Below are 18,137 nucleotides of genomic sequence, written 5' to 3' on the forward strand. Positions count from 1 at the left end.
TTCAAGTAGATAAATAAAACAATAAAGGAGAATGTGAAATGTATATAGGATTTATCGGACTAGGAATTATGGGCAAGCCTATGGCAAAAAATGTTTTAAAAGCGGGTTATGATGTTTTAGTTTTTGATTTCAATGAGAACTCAATAACTGAACTTGCTAATGAAGGAGCGAACAAAGCTAGCAGCGGAAAAGAAGTAGCAGAGAAAACAGACGTTATTATCACGATGTTACCAAACTCTCCTAATGTGGATGCTGCACTTTTTGATGAAAATGGGATTGCTGAAGGTTTATCGAGTGGAAAAACTGTTATTGACATGAGCTCAATTTCTCCTGTAGCGAGCCAAGAATTTTCTACTAAACTAGAAGAATTAAACGTTGACTTTTTAGATGCTCCAGTATCTGGTGGAGAACCAAAGGCCGTTGATGGAACTATTGCCGTAATGGTTGGAGGAGATAAATCAGTATTTGATAAATATTATGACTTAATGATGACAATGGCTGGTTCAGTAACTTATGTTGGTGAAGTAGGCGCAGGAAATATTACTAAATTAGCTAACCAGATGGTGGTCGCTACAAACATAGCAGCGGTAGGTGAGGCAATGACTTTTGTTAAAAAAGCAGGAGCGGATCCAAAGCTAGTTTTTGAAGCTATTCGTGGTGGACTGGCAGGAAGTACAGTAATGGATGCTAAAATGCCTATGATTTTAGATAGGAACTTTGAACCAGGTTTTAGAATACAACTTCATATTAAAGATTTGCAGAATGCTTTAGATACATCACATGATGTAAATGCTTCAATTCCAATTACTGCTCAATTAATGGAAATTATGCAATCGCTTAAGATAGACGGGCTTGAAGGAAAAGACCACGCAAGCGTTGCTCAATATTTTGAAAAAATTAATAATATAACTATTGAAAGTGAATAAAAACAGTTAAGGAGTAAAGCGTTGAAAGTACTAAATAAATAAAGAAAGGAAGAATTAAAAGTGAATACAACTCCTAAAGTAAGAGAAATGACTGTTTATCCAGTAGCTGGCTATGATAGTATGTTATTAAATTTAAGTGGAGCGCATGGGCCATTTTTTACACGCAATATTGTAATCTTGGAAGCAGATAACGGTGAAATTGGCGTAGGAGAAGTTCCGGGCGGACAAAAGATAACTAATACTTTAATGGACGCTAAAGAGCTCGTTGTTGGAAGAAGCATTGGAGAATATAAGAATGTTTTACGTGATATCAAAGAAAAATATATCAAGTTAGATAGTAGTGGCAGAGGCACGCAAACTTTTGATCTACGAACGACTGTACATGTTATGACAGCTGTGGAGGCTCCTTTATTAGATTTACTTGGTAAGCATTTTGAAGTGCCGGTAGCTGCTTTAATGGGCGATGGTCAAGTTCGGGAAAAAGTAGAAGTCCTTGGTTACCTTTTCTATGTAGGAAACAAAGACCGAACCGATTTACCATATATTGAAAATGATGATACTTCTGATGATTGGGGCAAGCTTCGAAGGGAAGAAGCAGTTACTCCAGATTCAATTGTTCAACTAGCGAAAGCCGCTTATGACCGTTATGGTTTTAAAGATTTTAAATTAAAAGGCGGTGTCTTCGATGGAAAAGAAGAAATAGAGGCAATAAAAGCATTAAAAGAAGCTTATCCTAATGCTCGAATTACGCTAGACCCAAATGGGGCATGGTCTTTAAATGAAGCAATCGAGCTATGTAAAGATATGCATGGCACTTTGACATATGTAGAAGATCCTTGTGGAGCAGAAGACGAATTCTCTTCACGAGAGATAATGTCAGAATTTAAGAAAGCCACGGGTCTTCCAACAGCCACGAATATGGTAGCTACAGATTGGAGACAAATGAGGCACTCTGTAACCTTAGACAGTGTAGATATCCCGTTAGCTGATCCTCATTTTTGGACAATGGAAGGTTCTGTTAGGGTCGCGCAATTATCTCATGATTTCGGTATGACGTGGGGCGCTCACTCTAATAATCATTTTGACATTTCTTTAGCTATGGTTGCTCATACAGCTGCTGCAGCGCCAGGAAATGTAAATGCCATAGATACACACTGGATTTGGCAAGATGGGCAAGATTTAACGAAAAATGCCATGAAGATTAAAAACGGAAGTATTGATATTCCTAGAGATATGGTTGGTTTAGGGATTGAAGTGGATATGGATAAAATAAAAGAAGCAAACAAGCTCTATGTTCAAAACAACCTTGGAACTAGAGATGATTCGATAGCAATGAAATATCTGATCCCTAATTGGACTTTTGATAATAAAAAGCCGTCTTTCGTTAGATAGATATAGTTATCTCTGTCAATTTAGGTTCTTCTAAATCGACAGAGATATTATTTTTCTTGAAGAGTGAAGCAAAAAAGGAGATTAGAAATGAATACAGATAATTTAAAGGGGATAATTGTCCCTCTTATTACACCTATCACTAATGAGGAAGAAATAGATGAAGAAAAATTAAAATTCATAGTAGAACATGTAATTGAAAACGGAGTACACGGGATTTTAATCTTCGGAAGTAATGGCGAATTTTTTATGTTTAACGAAAAAGAAATGAAAAAAGTGATTGAAATTGTTTTGGAACAAACAAACCACAGAGTCCCTGTTTATTTTGGAATAGGAGAAATACGGACGAAAAAATGTATAGAACTAGCTAAAATGGCAGAAGAACTAAATGTAGACGGAATTTCTATTTTACAGCCTATGTTTATTGATCCAACTAGTGAAGAATTATATCAGCACTTTAAATCAATTGCTTCCACTGTACCAGAGATCCCAGTTCTTTTATATAATAATCCCGGAAAGACTGGGTATACTATTTCAGCAGATTTAGTATCAAAATTAGCAAGAGATGTTACAAATATAGTAGGGATAAAAGATTCAAGTGGAGACTTCACACAATTGTTTGAGTTTATTCGGCAAACTAAAGATCTCGACTTTAAAACTTTTGCGGGAAAAGATACTTTAGTTTATCCAGCTTTATGTGTAGGAGCAGCAGGTGCTGTTTGTTCAACGTCAAATATGCTTGGAGAATTAGTAAATGGTATTTATGACAAGTATGAAAAAGGAGATTACACAGGAGCGCTAGAAAACCAACTTATTTTAAATCCGATAAGACTTTCTCAGAACGAAGCGACTTTTCCTGCAGCTACAAAAGACATGGCTAATATAATGGACTTAAATATGGGAAATCCTGTTTTACCAGTGACCTCTTCTAAGGGACAATTACGTAAAAAAATGGAAAGCGAATTAAGTAAGGCAGGGTTTGTCCGTTAATCTATTAATAATAAGTAAATTATGATAAGGGTTGTTTGATAGCATGGATATAAATAAACAGAAAATAATTATCGCTAGTGATTCTTTTAAAGGAAGTGCTTCTTCTTATGAAGTCGCTCAGTATATAGAAAACGGAATTTTAAAAATAAATCCAGTATGTGAAGTTCTAAAATTTCCGATTGCTGACGGTGGAGAAGGAACGGTAGATTCGTTGGTAATCGGGCTAAATGGAGAATATGAATATGTAGAAGTTATAGGTCCTTATGGTAATACAGTTAAAGCAAAATTTGGTCTACTTAATGAAGGAAAGACCGCAATAATTGAGATGGCTGAAGCGTCTGGTTTACATTTGATTGAAAACGAGGTAATGGACCCATTTAAAACTACAAGTTTTGGTACTGGAGAATTGATAAAAAAAGCTCTCGATTATGGAGTCGAGGAAATTTTCATAGGAATTGGTGGAAGTGCAACCAATGATGGTGGAGCAGGGGCGGTCCAGGCTTTAGGAGTGTCTTTGAAAGATTCATATGGAGAAGAAATTGGGTTTGGAGCTGAAGAATTAAACCGGATTTTTTCTATAGAAATGAAACATTTAGATAAAAGAATTAATGACGTTTCTATTAATATTCTTTCCGATGTTACAAATCCCTTATGTGGGGAAAAAGGAGCCTCTTATATTTATGGACCACAAAAAGGAGCTTTAGAAGAAGATTTACCGGTGCTAGATGAAATATTAGAGAACTATGGAAAAAAAGTTGAAGAAACACTTGATACAAAATTAATTCACAAAAATGGAGCAGGAGCTGCAGGAGGTATGGGCCTAGCTTTGATTGCATTTTGTAGTGCGAAAATGATGAGTGGCATTGATGAAATCCTTGATTTATTAGCTATTGAAGAAAAAATGGGGGAAGCTTCACTTGTTATAACTGGTGAAGGCAAAATGGATGGTCAGTCATTACAAGGAAAGGCGCCTATAGGAGTCACTAAACTAGCTAAAAAACATAATCTACCTGTTATTGCAATTGTTGGAAGTGCAGATTATGATTTGAGTAAAGTGTATAATGAAGGAATAGATTTGGTTTTAGAAATTATATACAAACCTATGCTTTTAAAAGAAGCTTTAGCACAAACCTCGCAATTAATAGAACGAACAGCAGAAAAAGCATACCGGGTATTTCGTTTTAATAAATAGTGTGCAAACTTGGAAGTAATAATTTAAAAGAGGACGAATTGTTATAGTTGCATAACAGTTCGTCCTCTTTTCTTAAAATATATTTTTTATACTTCTTCTTGTTCCCCAGCTACGGTCCAATTAATCCAACCTCTAACATTATTAAAACAAAATACCGTGTACATAACGGCTACTTGTGTTACGCCCAGAGAAGTAAACATATAAATAGAAATAACATTTGTTAATGTCCAAATGATCCAACCGTTTTTGTTTCTATTCATGTGCATCGTTTGTGCAATAATAGCTGTAGCATTCGTTACAGCGTCTAATATAATATAATTTCCGCCTAAAAAGTAGGAAACAATAGCAATACCAACAGAAAGAAATAAAATCATAATACTTACTTGTTTCCAGTTTGTTTTCGAATGGGTAGTTACTTTACCTTCATTATCTTGATGCCCAAACCAATCTTTAATCCCCCAAACTTGAGATCCGAAGAAAAATAAAGACATCGCAGCATCTCCGAATAGCTTTGCTCGGGTATTTACAATGAATCCAACAACATTTTGGCTCATATTAAATAAGAAATTCCCTTTCCATCTGTAGGCAATCCCGATAACTCCAATAAGACCTAACCATGACATTAAATTTGCTAGGTTCAGCCAACCATTATTAAAACTTCCCCATACTGTAACGATAACCATCGCAAAAGTCACAAAATAATTAAAAAGTTTTAATCCTTTAGAATCATCACTTACTTGATGCAATTTATTTTCTGCTAAATATAACGCGTTTAATCTTCCATGTTCCATATTCCTGTCCACCTTATCTAATTTACTAATCTAACTTATTTTTATTGTTTTAATATTCTTTTCTATGTAAACATTCCTCCAGTTATTATTATGAATTCAATACTTTTTCAATATAAATCAAGTAAAAAAACACTAAATAAAGTGTTTGATTATAGATTTAAACACAATATATAGTATTTTATGCCACTAGAAATTGTACAATAAGAAATAAATGATGTGAAGAGGTTTTTTGTAAAATCACTTAAGTAGCCGCCAAGAAAAATTGTTAACAAAATAAAATTAAGCCTTTTTATCCTATTAAATAGAGAGGTTTAAATTGAAAAATCTTAGTGATTTTATAATAAAAATAACAATCTGAGAATTGATAAGGAAAATAAATAAGAATAAAATTATGGTGTTTTTGATAAATCCTTTTCTTTAATTATTACAATACTAGGGTGCTTAACTGTTAATACTTATAGTAATGAAGCCAATTGGGCATATTTTTTTTAATTAGCATATGATTTCGTAATTATAAACCGGTAAAAGACGAAAAAATTAATAAAATAAAAAGATAGCAGCTTCTCATAAAATTTTTTCAGGAAGTTGTTATTTTGTTTAGTTTACATCTCGAATAACTTACTACTTCTATATTTTCCACTTTCAAAGTGGAAAATAAAAAATTTAACTCTTTTTGGAAACGGTTTATATTTGTAATAGAAGGAAGGGGGAAAGGAAATGAGTGAAAAAAACGAAAGTAATGAATTAGATTCTATGACAATCATCTTACATATTGGTAATGCTAAAAGTGAAGCTTATGAAGCACTTAAAGCAGTAAAAGAAGGGGATATAGAAACATTTGATCAAAAATATAAATTGGCAAAAAATGAGCTTCGTATTGGGCATCGTGCACACGCTGAAATGTTACGCAAGCTTTCATCAGAAGAACGTATGAAAGATGTTGATTTACTAATGATCCACGCTGAAGGTCATTTATCATCGACAGATATTGCAATAGATATGATTGGTGAATTAGCTGAACTATATAAATGGAAGGAGACTATTAATGAATAATAATTTTTTATGGGGGAGCGCAACAGCTTCTTATCAATGTGAAGGTGCTTGGAATTTAGATGGGAAAGTAGAATCTATGTGGGACCGCTATTTGCATGAGAATAACTTGGAAAATGGAGATATCGCTAGTGACCATTATCATCATTTTGAAGAAGATATTCGTATGATGAAAAAAGGAGGACAAAATGCTTACCGTTTTTCGTTATCGTGGCCAAGAATTATAAAAAATAAAGAAGGTGAGGTAAATCAACGAGGGATTGAATTTTATCAACGTGTATTAGACGCTTGTCACAAAAATGATATCGAACCCTTTGTCACGTTATACCATTGGGATTTACCTCAATATTGGGAAGATGAAGGGGGTTGGTTAAACTTAGAAGTAGCTTACGCTTTTGAACATTATGCTAAAGTTTGTTTTGAAAATTTTGGTAAAAAAGTACGTTATTGGTCAACTTTTAATGAACCCAAATGGTTTGTTGTTAATGGTTATTTTATAGGAAATTATCCACCAGGTTTGCAAGATGTACAGAAAACAATGATTGCTGCTTATAATGTTATGTTTGCTAGTGCATTAGGTGTTCGTTCTTTCCGTCAGGGAAAATACGACGGCGAAATAGGTATTGTGCACAGTTATACGCCGGTAAATGGTGTAGATAATTCAATTGAAACACTCGTTGCAATGCGCTATGCGGATAACTATAGTAATAACTGGGTTCTAGACACTGCAGTTTTAGGGGAGTTTCCAATTGATTTAATAGCGAAATTATCCGAAAACTATGATATTAGTTTCATGAAGCAAGAGCATTTAAAAGTTATTAAAGAAAATACGGTTGATTTTATTGGGTGAAATTACTACGCTCGTGCTTTAGTTAAACCTTATACTTCTGGAGAAACGCAACTAGTTTTTAATCATTCTGGAAAACCTGGAGAAAGTAAAGTTGTTATTAAAGGGTGGTTTGAACAAGTAAGAGATCCTAATAGTGAGTTTACCGCTTGGGACACTGAAATTTATCCTAAAGGTTTACAAGATGGACTGATAGAAGCCTGGGAGAGATATCATTTGCCAATTTACGTAACAGAAAACGGGGTAGGAGTTCGTGAAAATATTGAGGTAGAACAAGTAAATGATGACTACCGTATTTCATTTATGAACGATCACATTAACGCAATGATGAATGCCATAGATTATGGAGTGGAGATACGTGGCTATTTTGCCTGGGCTTCTTTTGATTTATATTCGTGGAAAAATGGTGAGGAAAAACGTTATGGTCTTGTAGCAATTGATTTCCAAAAAGAACAAGTAAGAAAACCTAAGGCTTCATTTTATTGGTTTAAAGAAATTATAGAAAGTAATGGAAAAAAGATTAAACGTAAAAAAATTAACTAAGGGAGTAAAAGGTGATGAAAAAAATTATATTAGTTTGTAATGCAGGAATGTCTACTGGGATGTTAGCTAAGAAAATTGAAGCAGCTTCAGATCATACTTTAGAAGTAAAAGCGTATAGTGAAGCAGAATATAAGGATTACTTAAAGGACGTTTCTTTAGTATTGATTGGCCCGCAAATACGTTTTTTAAAGCCTCAAATTCAAGATGCAGTAGACGTACCCGTTGAGGCGATTTCCCCTATGAAATACGGCATTATGGATGGAAAAGGTGTGTACGAAGATATAAAAAAATTGATTGGAGAGTAAATAAAGATGAATTTTGATAGTATTAGTGCAAAAATGGATCAATATATATCTCCAATAGCTAATAAGCTAAGTCAACAAAGACATTTAAAAGCCATAAGGGATGCTTTTATGTCAATGTTACCTATTACTCTATTTGGTTCAATTCCCATTATTTTAAATGCAGCTCCTGTAACAGAGGATACAACCAATATTTTTTTACTTGCTTGGGCAGATTTTGCAGAAAAAAACAGTTTAGCTTTAAACTGGATTAGCGGACTAACTCTTAACGCAATGTCATTGTTTATATGTATGGGTGTTGTCTACTTTTTGTGTCGTCATTACAAAGAAGATGTTTTAAGACCGATGATGTTTGCCATTGCGGGTTTTTTAATGCTAGTATTAACACCCATGAAGATGGGGTGGGAAGGAAACGAAGTAGAAATTAGCTTTTTAGACGGACGAGGAATACTAATGGCCCTTTTTGTAGCTATTGTTACTGTGGAAGGCTATCATTGGATGCGTAAAAAAAATATAGGTCGTATCACTATGCCAGATAGTGTTCCTGCCTCGTTATCAGAAACGTTTGCAGCATTAGTTCCAGGTGTAATATTAATGACCTTTTTTGCGATTTTATTCGTTATTTTCCATAATTTTAATACAACTGCTGTCCAATTTATATATGAAGCGATGTCCCCTAGTTTGCAAGCAGCAGATAGTCTGCCATTTACAATTTTAAGTATTTTCTTGATTCATTTATTCTGGTTTTTTGGTATTCATGATGCTGCTTTAGCTGGAATATTAGGTCCTATTCGTGATGGGAATTTGTCGATTAACGCAGCGGAAAAAGTGGCAGGGAGTGATCTATCAAGGATTTTCACAACACCATTTTGGACTTATTTTGTGATTATTGGTGGATCAGGATCGGTTTTAGCTTTGTCATTACTAATGATCTTTTCAAGATCAAAACAACTAAGCACAGTGGGAAAGGTTGGTTTTATTCCTTCAATATTCGGGCTTTCTGAGCCAATGATTTTTGGAACACCTTTAATGTTAAACCCAATTTTCTTCTTCCCATTTATTTTTACTTCTGTATTTAATGGAATTGTTACTTACTTGTGTATGGCAGGAGGAATAGTCGGCAAAACTTTTGCAGTTTTTTCTTGGCAAATGCCTGCGCCTATTGGGGCATTTTTATCGACAATGGATTGGCGAGCAGTAGTCCTTGTTATTTTGTTGATTGTTATTGATGGCTTAATCTACTACCCATTTTTAAAAGTATACGAAAAAAATTTAATTAAACTAGAAAGTGAAACAGTTTCAGAAGAATGAATTTTAATGATGAAGGTTATAAGCTGATTGTTATGGGTAATTAGATTTATATTGATAGGAAAAAACAAACAGGACTGTGTTTAAGGCAGTTCTGTTTGTTAGTTATAGATAACTACTAGATAAAAAGTTGTTATAATTAATAAATTAATTGCTTTTGAGGGGGAAAGACGATGGCTAATATCTTGTCCAGGCAAAAAAGACTAGTAAAATACCTAGCAGTTGCAAAACAACCACTAACGGCTAAGGAATTGGCAGGAACCCTAGAAGTATCTACTAAAACAGTTCGTAATGATATACAACAAATTAATTTATCATTAGATAGTAATAAAATTGTTTCAAAAAATGGGATAGGCTTTTACTTTAAGAAGCAATTGGATAATGATACACAGTTACAAATGGAAAATGATAGTCCTAATGCTTTATATGACTTGCTTTTACAACTATTAGATCATAAAAGTTGTAATTTTTATGATTTAGCGGATTTATTTTTTATTAGCGAATCTACCTTAAATCGATATATAAAAGACCTTAACTATATGTTGTTAAAAGACAATAGTTCTTCTTTACCAATACAGCGGAAAAACAACCAAATATTTATTCAAGGCAAAGAAGAAGATAAACGAAAAATTTTTAATCGCTTTTTAAATCAAGAAGTTGAAGAAAATAAATTAGACTTAGAGGCATACTCAGATTATTTTGAAAAAAGTAATTTAAAACAGCTCTCAAAATTAATTGTGTCTTTTCATCGAAAAGAAGAGATTGAAATGAATGATTTTTCTACGATTACATTTATTCTACATATAGCAGTTTTAATTGAGCGCGTTAGAAAAGGGAGTTATTTAAATATCCAGCTATCTACTATGATTGATAAGAAAAGTAGTTATTTGACGACGAAATTAGTTGAAATTTTAGAGAAAACATTTTCTATTGAGCTTCCAAAGGAGGAGTTTGCCTATATTTACCGCATGTATGCCGGATCGGTTCTTGCTAATGAAAATTTAAGTAATGAGTATTTAAAAAAAGCAGTTGAGCAAATGTTTGAAAATATTTATACAACATTTTATACCTGAATGATTTATAAATTTTTCCAAGAATGATTCAATCCTTGGTATGCTCATTTTTCTAAAAGTTTAGTTGCTTCACCTTTTGGGTGTACAAAAAGAACGCACTTCGTGTTATTGTAAAGTCGACAAAACATAACAATAAGGAGTGCGTTCTTATGTCTTTCACTTTACAACAAAAACCATTAATGTTCAATTCTCAAAAGAAAATTTCTATCGCCAATGATGGGGGCGCCTTAACCAATGATGCCGGAATGGTATTGGTTGCCGAATTTTTAAAGAAGATTCATTTTGATCAGTTATTAAATGAACGGATTTATATCAACGATGGCCGCAAATTTTCACATCATTCCTGGCTAGAAATCTTGAAACAATGGCTTTATCAATTGATTGCGGGATATTCACGCGATCGAGACGCCAATAAAGTGCAATACGATCGCCTCTTTCAAGAAGCGCTTCAACAAGAAAACCTTAGTTCGCAGTCCATGCTTTCGACCTTTCTGCATACATTAACGACAGAAAATGTGTCGCAACTTTCACAAGTAGCCAAAGACTTAGCGGATCTATGGTTAGACCATGACAATACACAACACTTAGTGCTCGATTTTGATTCGACGGCTTGTCCCACCTACGGGGAACAAGAAGAAGCCGAGTTTATCTATCACTATGGCATCAATGGCTATCATCCGTTTGTCACTTTTGAAGGATTGACCGGGCTTGCTTTAGATGTTCGCCATCGTCACGGAAAATCCTATACGTCTACCCATGCCGAAGATTATCTCGAGGAGATGTTAGATCGATATCAGCAGCGATCCAGTGATCCTCTGATCATGGTTCGTGGAGATAGCGGATTTGCCAAGCCCGAAATTTTTTCCCATTGCGAAGACCGTCAAGTCCGTTATGTGATCAAACTCAAAAGCAACGCCCGTTTGCTCGACCACATTCAACATCAAGTCCTTTATCAAGATGACACCGATTATACGAAAACCGAACAGCAATATTTTCTAATGGACTATCGGGCTAACAAATGGCGACAATCATGTCGAGTCGCCATGAAAGCCACTCGTCTTGCCGGGTCCTTACTTTTTAGCGATTTTCAGTTTATCGTTACAAACTTTGAGAATCTCGATCCCAAGACGATTTTTCAACTCTATCAAAAACGAGGGAACATGGAAAACTTCATTAAAGAAATGAAAGGCGGCTTCTTTGCCGAAAAAACAGATAGCGCTTCGTTTACCGCCAATCAAGCGCGTTTAGCCTTAAGTTTTATGGCTTACAACATTATTCACTTGATGAAGCATCTAACCTTTCCTTCGACAGAAAAAGCGACAGTGATCGATACCATCCGTTTTAAACTGTTTCATATAGCAGGCAGAATGACGGCGCATGCACGACAAATTCAAATCCATCTTTCGAATACGAATGTTTATGACACTTTATTCTGGGACGTTCTTGCCAGAATCCAGCGACTGAATCTATAAAAATGAGAAAAAAAGAAGAAAAAATAGCGTCTTGATTTTCGCCTTAAAGACATTCTAGGAAGAAGTATGTTCACTTTTAGATATAGAAAGTTGTCCAGCACCGTCATTTGCCAAAAAAGGCAAAGAAATGATTCAATAACATCAAAAAGACGCTTTCATTCGGCACGAAAGTTATCCACAAGCTTTTTAGAAATCATCCAGGATTTATTAGCAGCCTTTATTTTATGTTTTGTTAGTATCTATGCTAACTTTGTTATTATTACTTGGTTGCCTGAATTTTTAATTTCAGAACGTGGATTTGCCGGTTCAAGCGTTGGTTTTATTTCTTCACTTGTACCATGGGCTTCTATCCCAGGTGCGTTAATTTTTGCTCGTGTAAATGACAAAATTGGAAAAGCAAAACCTTTAGTTTATACATTGGTACCTATTGCGCTGTTATCTGTCTTTGCGATTGCTTTTGTAACAAATCGTCCGCTTTTACTTACTGTATTAGTTATTTATGGTTTGACAGGAAAATTAGCTTTAGACCCAATTTTGATTACTTTTGTAACGAAAAATGCGCCAAGAGGAGCTTTGGGTACATCTTTGAGTGCTTATAACTTTATCGGAATGTCTGGTTCAATTTTAGCGCCATATATTACTGGTGCTTTATCAGATAGCCTAGGTTCTATGCAAATTGGTTTTTATTTAGCTAGTGTGTTGTTAATTGCTGGTTTAGTTGTCTTTTCATTTATGGCTAAAGATAAACCGGTGAATGGATAATAGAGGAGGAAATATATCGTGAGTGTAAATGTAATTGCCCTTGGTGGAAATGCGATTCTAGAAACAGATCCTACAGATGAAGGACAAAAAGAAGTTGTAAGAAATGCGGCGATCCATATCGCTAAATTTGTTAATGAAGGGGAAAAAGTAGTTGTCTGTCATGGGAACGGCCCCCAAGTTGGAAATTTGTTATTACAACAAAAAGCAGCAGAAAGTGAGAAAAATCCTGCAATGAAGTTAGATACTTGTGTTGCAATGACACAAGGTAGCATTGGTTACTGGCTTCAAAGTGCGTTAATTAATGAATTTAACAAATTGCAAATGTCTCAACCTGTTGTTTCATTAGTGACACAGATGCGTGTAGATGCTGATGATCCTTCATTTGATAATCCATCTAAACCAATTGGTCCATTTTTGTCAAAAGAAGAAGCAGATGAGGAAGCTAAAGCTGATGGATCTGTTTTTAAAGAAGATGCAGGAAGAGGTTATCGTAAAGTTGTGGCTTCTCCAATGCCTAAAGAAATGGTAGAAACAGAAGCAGTGAATGCACTGATTGCTTCAAATGCTGTGGCTATCTGCTCTGGTGGCGGCGGTGTGCCTGTTGTTGAAAAAGATGGTCAATTTGAAGGTATCGAGGCAGTTAATGATAAAGATTTTTCAGCAAGTGTTATTGCTGAAGAAGTTGGCGCTGAACGTTTAATTATCTTAACAGGTGTTGATAATATTTATGTTAACTTCAATCAACCAGATCAAAAAGCGTTAGAAACCATTACTGTTTCTGAAGCAGAACAATATACTTCAGAAGAACAATTCGCAGCAGGTAGTATGTTACCGAAAGTGCAAGCCGCACTTAAATTTGTCAAAGGACACAACGACCGTAAAGCAATTATTACGTCAATTGAAAATCTTCCACATATCTTTGAAGATAAGGGAACGATTATTGTAGACGACTAAAGCTTTGGATCGTTGGGTATAGTAGGAATGCTAACAGAAACTGTAAATAAAAGTAGAAGCTGGGACAAAAAGCCTAACCTAACTTTGAATCACAAAAAAATCCGGGAAAGTTTGTATGAACTAACAAACTTCCCCGGATTTTTCCTTTTTCTTTCCTTATTTCTCTTTTCTTTTATGGTATTTTCGTAGATTATTCGCCATAAAGATCAGTTGGGTTTCATTTTCCACCTTAGATTGCCCACGGACAGAAAATCGAGTGAAACCTAAATTCGCCTTCACTTGTCCAAAGGCGGGTTCCACATCGATTTTACGCTGTCCGTAACGTTTCGCGCCTTCTTTTGATGAAAGCTTTTCTTTGATTTTTAATTTGTGGGCTTCATAGTCGTAGTTTATCCATAAAGACTTTTTCCCGTTTTGATAAAAAGGGTCCGTTGAGCGATAAACATGAGAAAACCTTACATATCCGGTGTTCGTTTTCTGCCGTCGAATATAATCAAAGGCGTAATACGTCCCATCGGGATGGACATAAGCATTTTCTTCTTGTATGTAGGTCCAGTTGGCTAAATTTTTTTCTGATTGAAGATATTTCCGTTTTTGCTCTTTTTCATACATGCCATATTTTACGATTCCCGTCCAAGGTGAACTTTCTAGGAATTCAAGATTCTCTTGGCTGCCATAGCCAGCATCTGCGACCACATAGGTCGAAGGTTTTACGCTCTCTGGAAAAGTATTCATAAAAGGAATCAATGTTTGGGTATCCGTTGGATTGGGATAAATTTGGGTATGCAAAACGAACTGGTTTTCTGTCGCAATTTGCACATTATAACCAGCTTTCAATTGCCCATTCATCATAGCGTCATCTTTCATACGCATAAAAGTTGCGTCGGGATCGGTTTTAGAAAAACTATTTCGTCCTTTAAACGTTTTATAATACCTTTCGTATTTCTGCTCTCTGGGAATAAAATCATTATGACATTGGTTTCGGTACTTTTTTAACTGACGACGTTTTTTCTTTAAAGAGCTGCTTTGTTCTTTCTTTGTAACCGTTTGTAATTCTTCGTTTACTTTTTCAATTTCTTCTTGTAAAAGATCATTTAGCGTGAAAATTTCTTCTTTTGTAAATGCGTCGTTATTTTCTCGTATCATTTCCTGTTCGATCAAAGGCGCGATTTCTTCCTCATAAATTTTCATTTCTTTTTCTTTTAATTTAGGATAGAAGCGATCGACCGCTTTCTTCCAAACAAAAGTATACTTATTCGCGTTCGCTTCCACTTTTATTTTTGCATAGCTTAAACTTTATTAGGAGGATATAACAAATGGATTTATTGATTAAAAATGCTCGAATTGAAGATGATCGGCCTCTACAGGATGTTGCAATTGATGATGGGAAGATCACTCAAGTCGCAGAAGATATAGGAGAACAAGCAGAAAAAGAGATCGATGCAAAGGGTCGTGTTTTAGTGCCAGGGTTTGTAGAAAGTCATGTCCACTTGGATAAAGCACTAATTTCAGATCGCCGCCCTAATAAATCTGGAACCTTACAAGAAGCGATAACGGTTACTGCAGAGTTAAAGCCCACCTTTACTAAAGAAGATGTTTACGATCGTGCACGAAGAGTATTAGATATGATTGTGGCTCACGGCGTGACAGCCATTCGTTCTCATGCAGAGTTTGATCCGGCGCAAGGTTTTACGGGTTTTGATACGATTTTGGACTTGAAAGAAGAATACAAAAACCTAGTTGATATTCAAGTCGTTGCTTTTCCACAAGAAGGGATTTTTAAAGCGCCTGGGACAGAGAAAATGATGCATGAAGCAATGGAAAAAGGGGCAGATGTTGTTGGAGGAATTCCGTATAACGATGCTCCTGCTAATGAGCATATTGATTTAATTTTTGAAATCGCTAAAAAGTATGATAAAGACATCGACCTGCATCAGGACTTTAGCGATGAAGCAGATAATATTTCCATTGAGTATCTGTGTAAAAAGACTATCGAAGAAGGTTATCAAGGACGTGTAACAGTTGGACATTTTACTGCTATGCATGCGCTACCTGATGAAAAATTGTATCCTATCATTGAGCTGATGAAAGAAGCAAATATTCACGTGATTTCTTTGCCGCCGACTGATTTGCATTTAGGCGCACGTCATGACGAATATAATGTTCGACGGGCAATTACCCCGATTCGCAAGTTCCGTGATAGTGGTCTTAACGTTTCTATTAGTACAAATAATATCCGTAATGCTTTTACTCCTTATGGTAATGGGGATATTTTACAAAGTGCGATGCTTGCGATTCCTACGGCTCATTTAGGAGGAGCAGATGACATTGTGACTGTGTTACCTATGATCACAACAAATCCAGCTAAAGCCATCGGTTTAGAAAAATACGGGATTGAAAAAGGGAATAAAGCAGATGTCGTGCTTCTTGATACGAAAGTAGTAAAAGATGCGATTATCGATATTCCAACCAGGCTGTATGTGATTAAAAATGGGCGGATTACAGTGGAAACCAAAAAAGAGATTAAAATTTTTCGCTAAATAAAAAGGAGCAGTGAGATTGTCTTGCTGCTTCTTTTCTTGAATAATATAAATGAACGGATTTTCATCTTTTTAGTTTACATTTGTAAAAAATATTGTTATTATTTTAATTGTAAATGAAAGGGGATACAGAAAATGACATTAAAAAAAGAAGAATTGGCTGCTTATTTGGATCATACAAATTTGCAAGCAAATGCAACTAAAGAACAGATTCAACAAACTTGTGAAGAGGCAAAAGAATTTAATACGGCAGCTGTTTGTGTGAACTCTTACTGGGCTTCTTTTGTAAAAGAAAGATTGGCTGATACTAATATTGAAACTTGTGTAGTTGTTGGTTTTCCCTTGGGAGCAATGACCACAGAAGCCAAGGTTGCAGAAGCAGAGTCTGCTATTAAAAAAGGTGCTGATGAAATCGATATGGTGATTAACATCGGCCAACTTCTTAGTGAAAATGATGAAGCTGTTGAAGGAGATATTGTCGCCGTTGCAAATATCGTACACGAATATGGAAAAATATTAAAAGTTATTATTGAAACTTCTTTCCTTGATACAGATCATATTGTCAAAGCTTGTCAATTAGCAGAAAGTGCCAAAGCAGATTTTGTTAAGACTTCGACAGGATTTAGTTCAGCTGGGGCGAAAACAGAAGATGTTCGTCTAATGCGCGAAACAGTTGGCGATCGTTTAGGCGTGAAGGCTTCTGGCGGCATTCATAGTTATGACGAGGCTGTTGCAATGATAGAAGCGGGCGCGAGCCGCTTAGGCGTCAGTGCGACGAAGAAAATTTTAGCTTGAGGAGGAAGACTATAAATGAGTTATAAACGTATTTTTACGATTGTATTAGACTCAGTAGGAACAGGTGCTGCACCAGATGCAGACAAATTTGGAGATGAAGGCTCGGATACTTTAGGGCATATTGGAGAAGCTTATAAAGGAAAACTTGCACTACCTAATTTACAAAAGATGGGGCTTTCCAATTTGCGTGGGCAAGCCATTGAAGGAGTTCCTGCAGTGGACAGTCCGCTGGGTTATTATGGCAAAATGACAGAGATATCAGCTGGTAAAGATAGTATGGATGGTCATTGGGAAATGATGGGACTTCCTGTAACCCAACCATTAGATTTTTTTCCAGAGGGATTTCCTGATGAATTATTAGCTAAAATTGCGGATTTTTCCGGACGTAAAATCGTAGGAAATCGACCCGCTTCAGGGACGAAAATTATTGAAGAATTGGGCGAACATCAATTAGAAACAGGAGATCTGATTATTTATACTTCTGGAGATTCTGTTTTGCAAATTGCAGCGCATGAAGAAGTGATTCCACTAGATGAACTATACCGAATTTGTGAGTACGCTCGTAGTTTGGTTAATGGTCCTAAGTATACGTTAGGACGTGTGATTGCTCGTCCTTATGTGGGCACAAATAAAGATAATTTTACACGGACCTCTCATCGCCATGATTATTCATTAGAGCCAACAGGTCAAACGGATTTGGATTATCTACAAAAAAATGATATCAAAACAATTGGTATAGGAAAAATCAGCGATATTTTTTCGGGAAATGGTTTAGATGAAGTTTACCATAATGAAGATAATATGGATGGTATGAACCATGTCGATCATGTAATGGCACAAGATTTTAATGGTTTTTGCTTTGTTAACTTGGTGGATTTTGATTCAATGTATGGGCATCGTCGTAATCCTATTGGTTTTGGACAAGCTTTGATGGACTTTGATCAACGTTTGGCGACTGTATTAGAAAAATTAAAAGAAGACGACTTATTACTTATTACTGCCGATCACGGCAATGATCCTGGATTTAAGGGAACAGATCATACTAGAGAACAAGTACCCTTTCTAGCCTATTCTCCAAGTATGGAAAAAAATGGAAGCTTAGGCGTGCGAGATACCTTCTCAGATCTTGGTGCCACAGTATTAGATAACTTTAATGTAGAAGGAACAGCTAAAGGAAAGAGTTTTTTGTCAGAATTGATTTAG

General features: G+C 35.5%; 14 protein-coding genes and 3 pseudogenes. 15 read left to right on the forward strand and 2 right to left on the reverse strand.

Going from position 1 to position 18,137, the window contains the following annotated elements; translation table 11 throughout:
• The first annotated feature begins 38 nt into the window (after positions 1-38).
• The 4 genes from garR (at position 39) to AC806_RS02555 (ending at position 4,497) form a co-directional block, all read left to right on the forward strand.
• On the forward strand, positions 39-926 hold the full coding sequence (garR, locus tag AC806_RS02540) for a 2-hydroxy-3-oxopropionate reductase (protein WP_014123924.1): 888 nt from the start codon (positions 39-41) through the stop codon (positions 924-926).
• A gap of 87 nt (positions 927-1,013) precedes the next feature.
• Positions 1,014-2,318, forward strand: coding sequence for an enolase C-terminal domain-like protein (locus tag AC806_RS02545; RefSeq protein WP_041591897.1), 1,305 nt, complete (start codon positions 1,014-1,016; stop codon positions 2,316-2,318).
• Between the two features lie 87 nt (positions 2,319-2,405).
• Complete coding sequence (locus AC806_RS02550) at positions 2,406-3,305, forward strand: dihydrodipicolinate synthase family protein (RefSeq protein ID WP_014123926.1); 900 nt, start codon at positions 2,406-2,408, stop codon at positions 3,303-3,305.
• A gap of 43 nt (positions 3,306-3,348) precedes the next feature.
• Positions 3,349-4,497: a glycerate kinase family protein gene (locus AC806_RS02555; RefSeq protein WP_014123927.1), complete on the forward strand. Its 1,149-nt coding sequence runs from the start codon at positions 3,349-3,351 to the stop codon at positions 4,495-4,497.
• Between the two features lie 86 nt (positions 4,498-4,583).
• On the opposite strand, the gene pnuC is transcribed toward AC806_RS02555, so the two are convergent.
• Entirely contained in the window at positions 4,584-5,288 is a 705-nt protein-coding gene (gene pnuC, locus AC806_RS02560) for a nicotinamide riboside transporter PnuC (RefSeq protein ID WP_069028722.1), read from the reverse strand.
• Positions 5,289-6,005: 717 nt separating this feature from the next.
• Here pnuC and AC806_RS02565 point away from each other — a divergent pair.
• The 8 genes and pseudogenes from AC806_RS02565 to arcC all read left to right on the forward strand — a co-directional run bounded on the left by AC806_RS02565 (position 6,006) and on the right by arcC (position 13,599).
• A complete protein-coding gene (locus AC806_RS02565; protein ID WP_014123929.1) occupies positions 6,006-6,341 on the forward strand; it encodes a PTS lactose/cellobiose transporter subunit IIA in 336 nt (111 codons plus the stop codon).
• Positions 6,334-7,728: pseudogene (locus AC806_RS02570) on the forward strand (glycoside hydrolase family 1 protein). The gene AC806_RS02565 and the pseudogene AC806_RS02570 overlap by 8 nt, the downstream one beginning before the upstream one ends.
• Positions 7,729-7,742: 14 nt before the next feature.
• Entirely contained in the window at positions 7,743-8,033 is a 291-nt protein-coding gene (locus tag AC806_RS02575; protein ID WP_014123931.1) for a PTS sugar transporter subunit IIB, read from the forward strand.
• Positions 8,034-8,039: 6 nt separating this feature from the next.
• On the forward strand, positions 8,040-9,341 hold the full coding sequence (locus AC806_RS02580; RefSeq protein ID WP_014123932.1) for a PTS sugar transporter subunit IIC: 1,302 nt from the start codon (positions 8,040-8,042) through the stop codon (positions 9,339-9,341).
• A 170-nt stretch (positions 9,342-9,511) separates the two neighbouring features.
• Positions 9,512-10,411 (forward strand): BglG family transcription antiterminator, encoded by a 900-nt coding sequence (locus AC806_RS02585; RefSeq protein WP_069028723.1) that lies wholly within the window; start codon positions 9,512-9,514, stop codon positions 10,409-10,411.
• A gap of 149 nt (positions 10,412-10,560) precedes the next feature.
• Positions 10,561-11,883, forward strand: coding sequence for an IS1380 family transposase (locus AC806_RS02590; protein ID WP_069028724.1), 1,323 nt, complete (start codon positions 10,561-10,563; stop codon positions 11,881-11,883).
• A gap of 201 nt (positions 11,884-12,084) precedes the next feature.
• Positions 12,085-12,645 (forward strand): annotated as a pseudogene (locus AC806_RS02595) (MFS transporter); the annotation flags it as partial.
• Positions 12,646-12,663: 18 nt separating this feature from the next.
• A complete protein-coding gene (gene arcC / locus AC806_RS02600) occupies positions 12,664-13,599 on the forward strand; it encodes a carbamate kinase (RefSeq protein ID WP_069028725.1) in 936 nt (311 codons plus the stop codon).
• A 156-nt stretch (positions 13,600-13,755) separates the two neighbouring features.
• Here the strand turns inward: arcC and AC806_RS02605 are convergent.
• A pseudogene (locus tag AC806_RS02605) lies at positions 13,756-14,874 on the reverse strand (transposase); the annotation flags it as partial.
• Between the two features lie 41 nt (positions 14,875-14,915).
• On the opposite strand from AC806_RS02605, the gene AC806_RS02610 reads away from it, so the two are divergent.
• The 3 genes from AC806_RS02610 (at position 14,916) to AC806_RS02620 (ending at position 18,137) form a co-directional block, all read left to right on the forward strand.
• Positions 14,916-16,139, forward strand: coding sequence for an amidohydrolase family protein (locus AC806_RS02610; protein WP_069028726.1), 1,224 nt, complete (start codon positions 14,916-14,918; stop codon positions 16,137-16,139).
• A gap of 135 nt (positions 16,140-16,274) precedes the next feature.
• Positions 16,275-16,934, forward strand: a complete 660-nt coding sequence (deoC, locus tag AC806_RS02615; protein ID WP_069028727.1) for a deoxyribose-phosphate aldolase — start codon at positions 16,275-16,277, stop codon at positions 16,932-16,934.
• Between the two features lie 15 nt (positions 16,935-16,949).
• Positions 16,950-18,137, forward strand: coding sequence for a phosphopentomutase (locus tag AC806_RS02620; protein ID WP_069028728.1), 1,188 nt, complete (start codon positions 16,950-16,952; stop codon positions 18,135-18,137).

This window comes from Tetragenococcus halophilus (assembly GCF_001712815.1).
Taxonomy (GTDB): Bacteria; Bacillota; Bacilli; order Lactobacillales; family Enterococcaceae; genus Tetragenococcus; species Tetragenococcus halophilus.

What these genes read in the sequence shown, in the direction of transcription:
- AC806_RS02555 (WP_014123927.1), top strand. Translation starts at nt 3,349, where the DNA reads ATGGATATAAATAAACAGAAAATAATTATCGCTAGTGATTCTTTTAAA.
- AC806_RS02590 (WP_069028724.1), top strand. Translation starts at nt 10,561, where the DNA reads ATGTCTTTCACTTTACAACAAAAACCATTAATGTTCAATTCTCAAAAG.
- AC806_RS02585 (WP_069028723.1), top strand. Translation starts at nt 9,512, where the DNA reads ATGGCTAATATCTTGTCCAGGCAAAAAAGACTAGTAAAATACCTAGCA.
- AC806_RS02610 (WP_069028726.1), top strand. Translation starts at nt 14,916, where the DNA reads ATGGATTTATTGATTAAAAATGCTCGAATTGAAGATGATCGGCCTCTA.
- AC806_RS02580 (WP_014123932.1), top strand. Translation starts at nt 8,040, where the DNA reads ATGAATTTTGATAGTATTAGTGCAAAAATGGATCAATATATATCTCCA.
- AC806_RS02575 (WP_014123931.1), top strand. Translation starts at nt 7,743, where the DNA reads ATGAAAAAAATTATATTAGTTTGTAATGCAGGAATGTCTACTGGGATG.
- deoC (WP_069028727.1), top strand. Translation starts at nt 16,275, where the DNA reads ATGACATTAAAAAAAGAAGAATTGGCTGCTTATTTGGATCATACAAAT.
- AC806_RS02545 (WP_041591897.1), top strand. Translation starts at nt 1,014, where the DNA reads ATGACTGTTTATCCAGTAGCTGGCTATGATAGTATGTTATTAAATTTA.
- AC806_RS02550 (WP_014123926.1), top strand. Translation starts at nt 2,406, where the DNA reads ATGAATACAGATAATTTAAAGGGGATAATTGTCCCTCTTATTACACCT.
- AC806_RS02620 (WP_069028728.1), top strand. Translation starts at nt 16,950, where the DNA reads ATGAGTTATAAACGTATTTTTACGATTGTATTAGACTCAGTAGGAACA.
- pnuC (WP_069028722.1), bottom strand. Translation starts at nt 5,288, where the DNA reads ATGGAACATGGAAGATTAAACGCGTTATATTTAGCAGAAAATAAATTG.
- garR (WP_014123924.1), top strand. Translation starts at nt 39, where the DNA reads ATGTATATAGGATTTATCGGACTAGGAATTATGGGCAAGCCTATGGCA.
- AC806_RS02565 (WP_014123929.1), top strand. Translation starts at nt 6,006, where the DNA reads ATGAGTGAAAAAAACGAAAGTAATGAATTAGATTCTATGACAATCATC.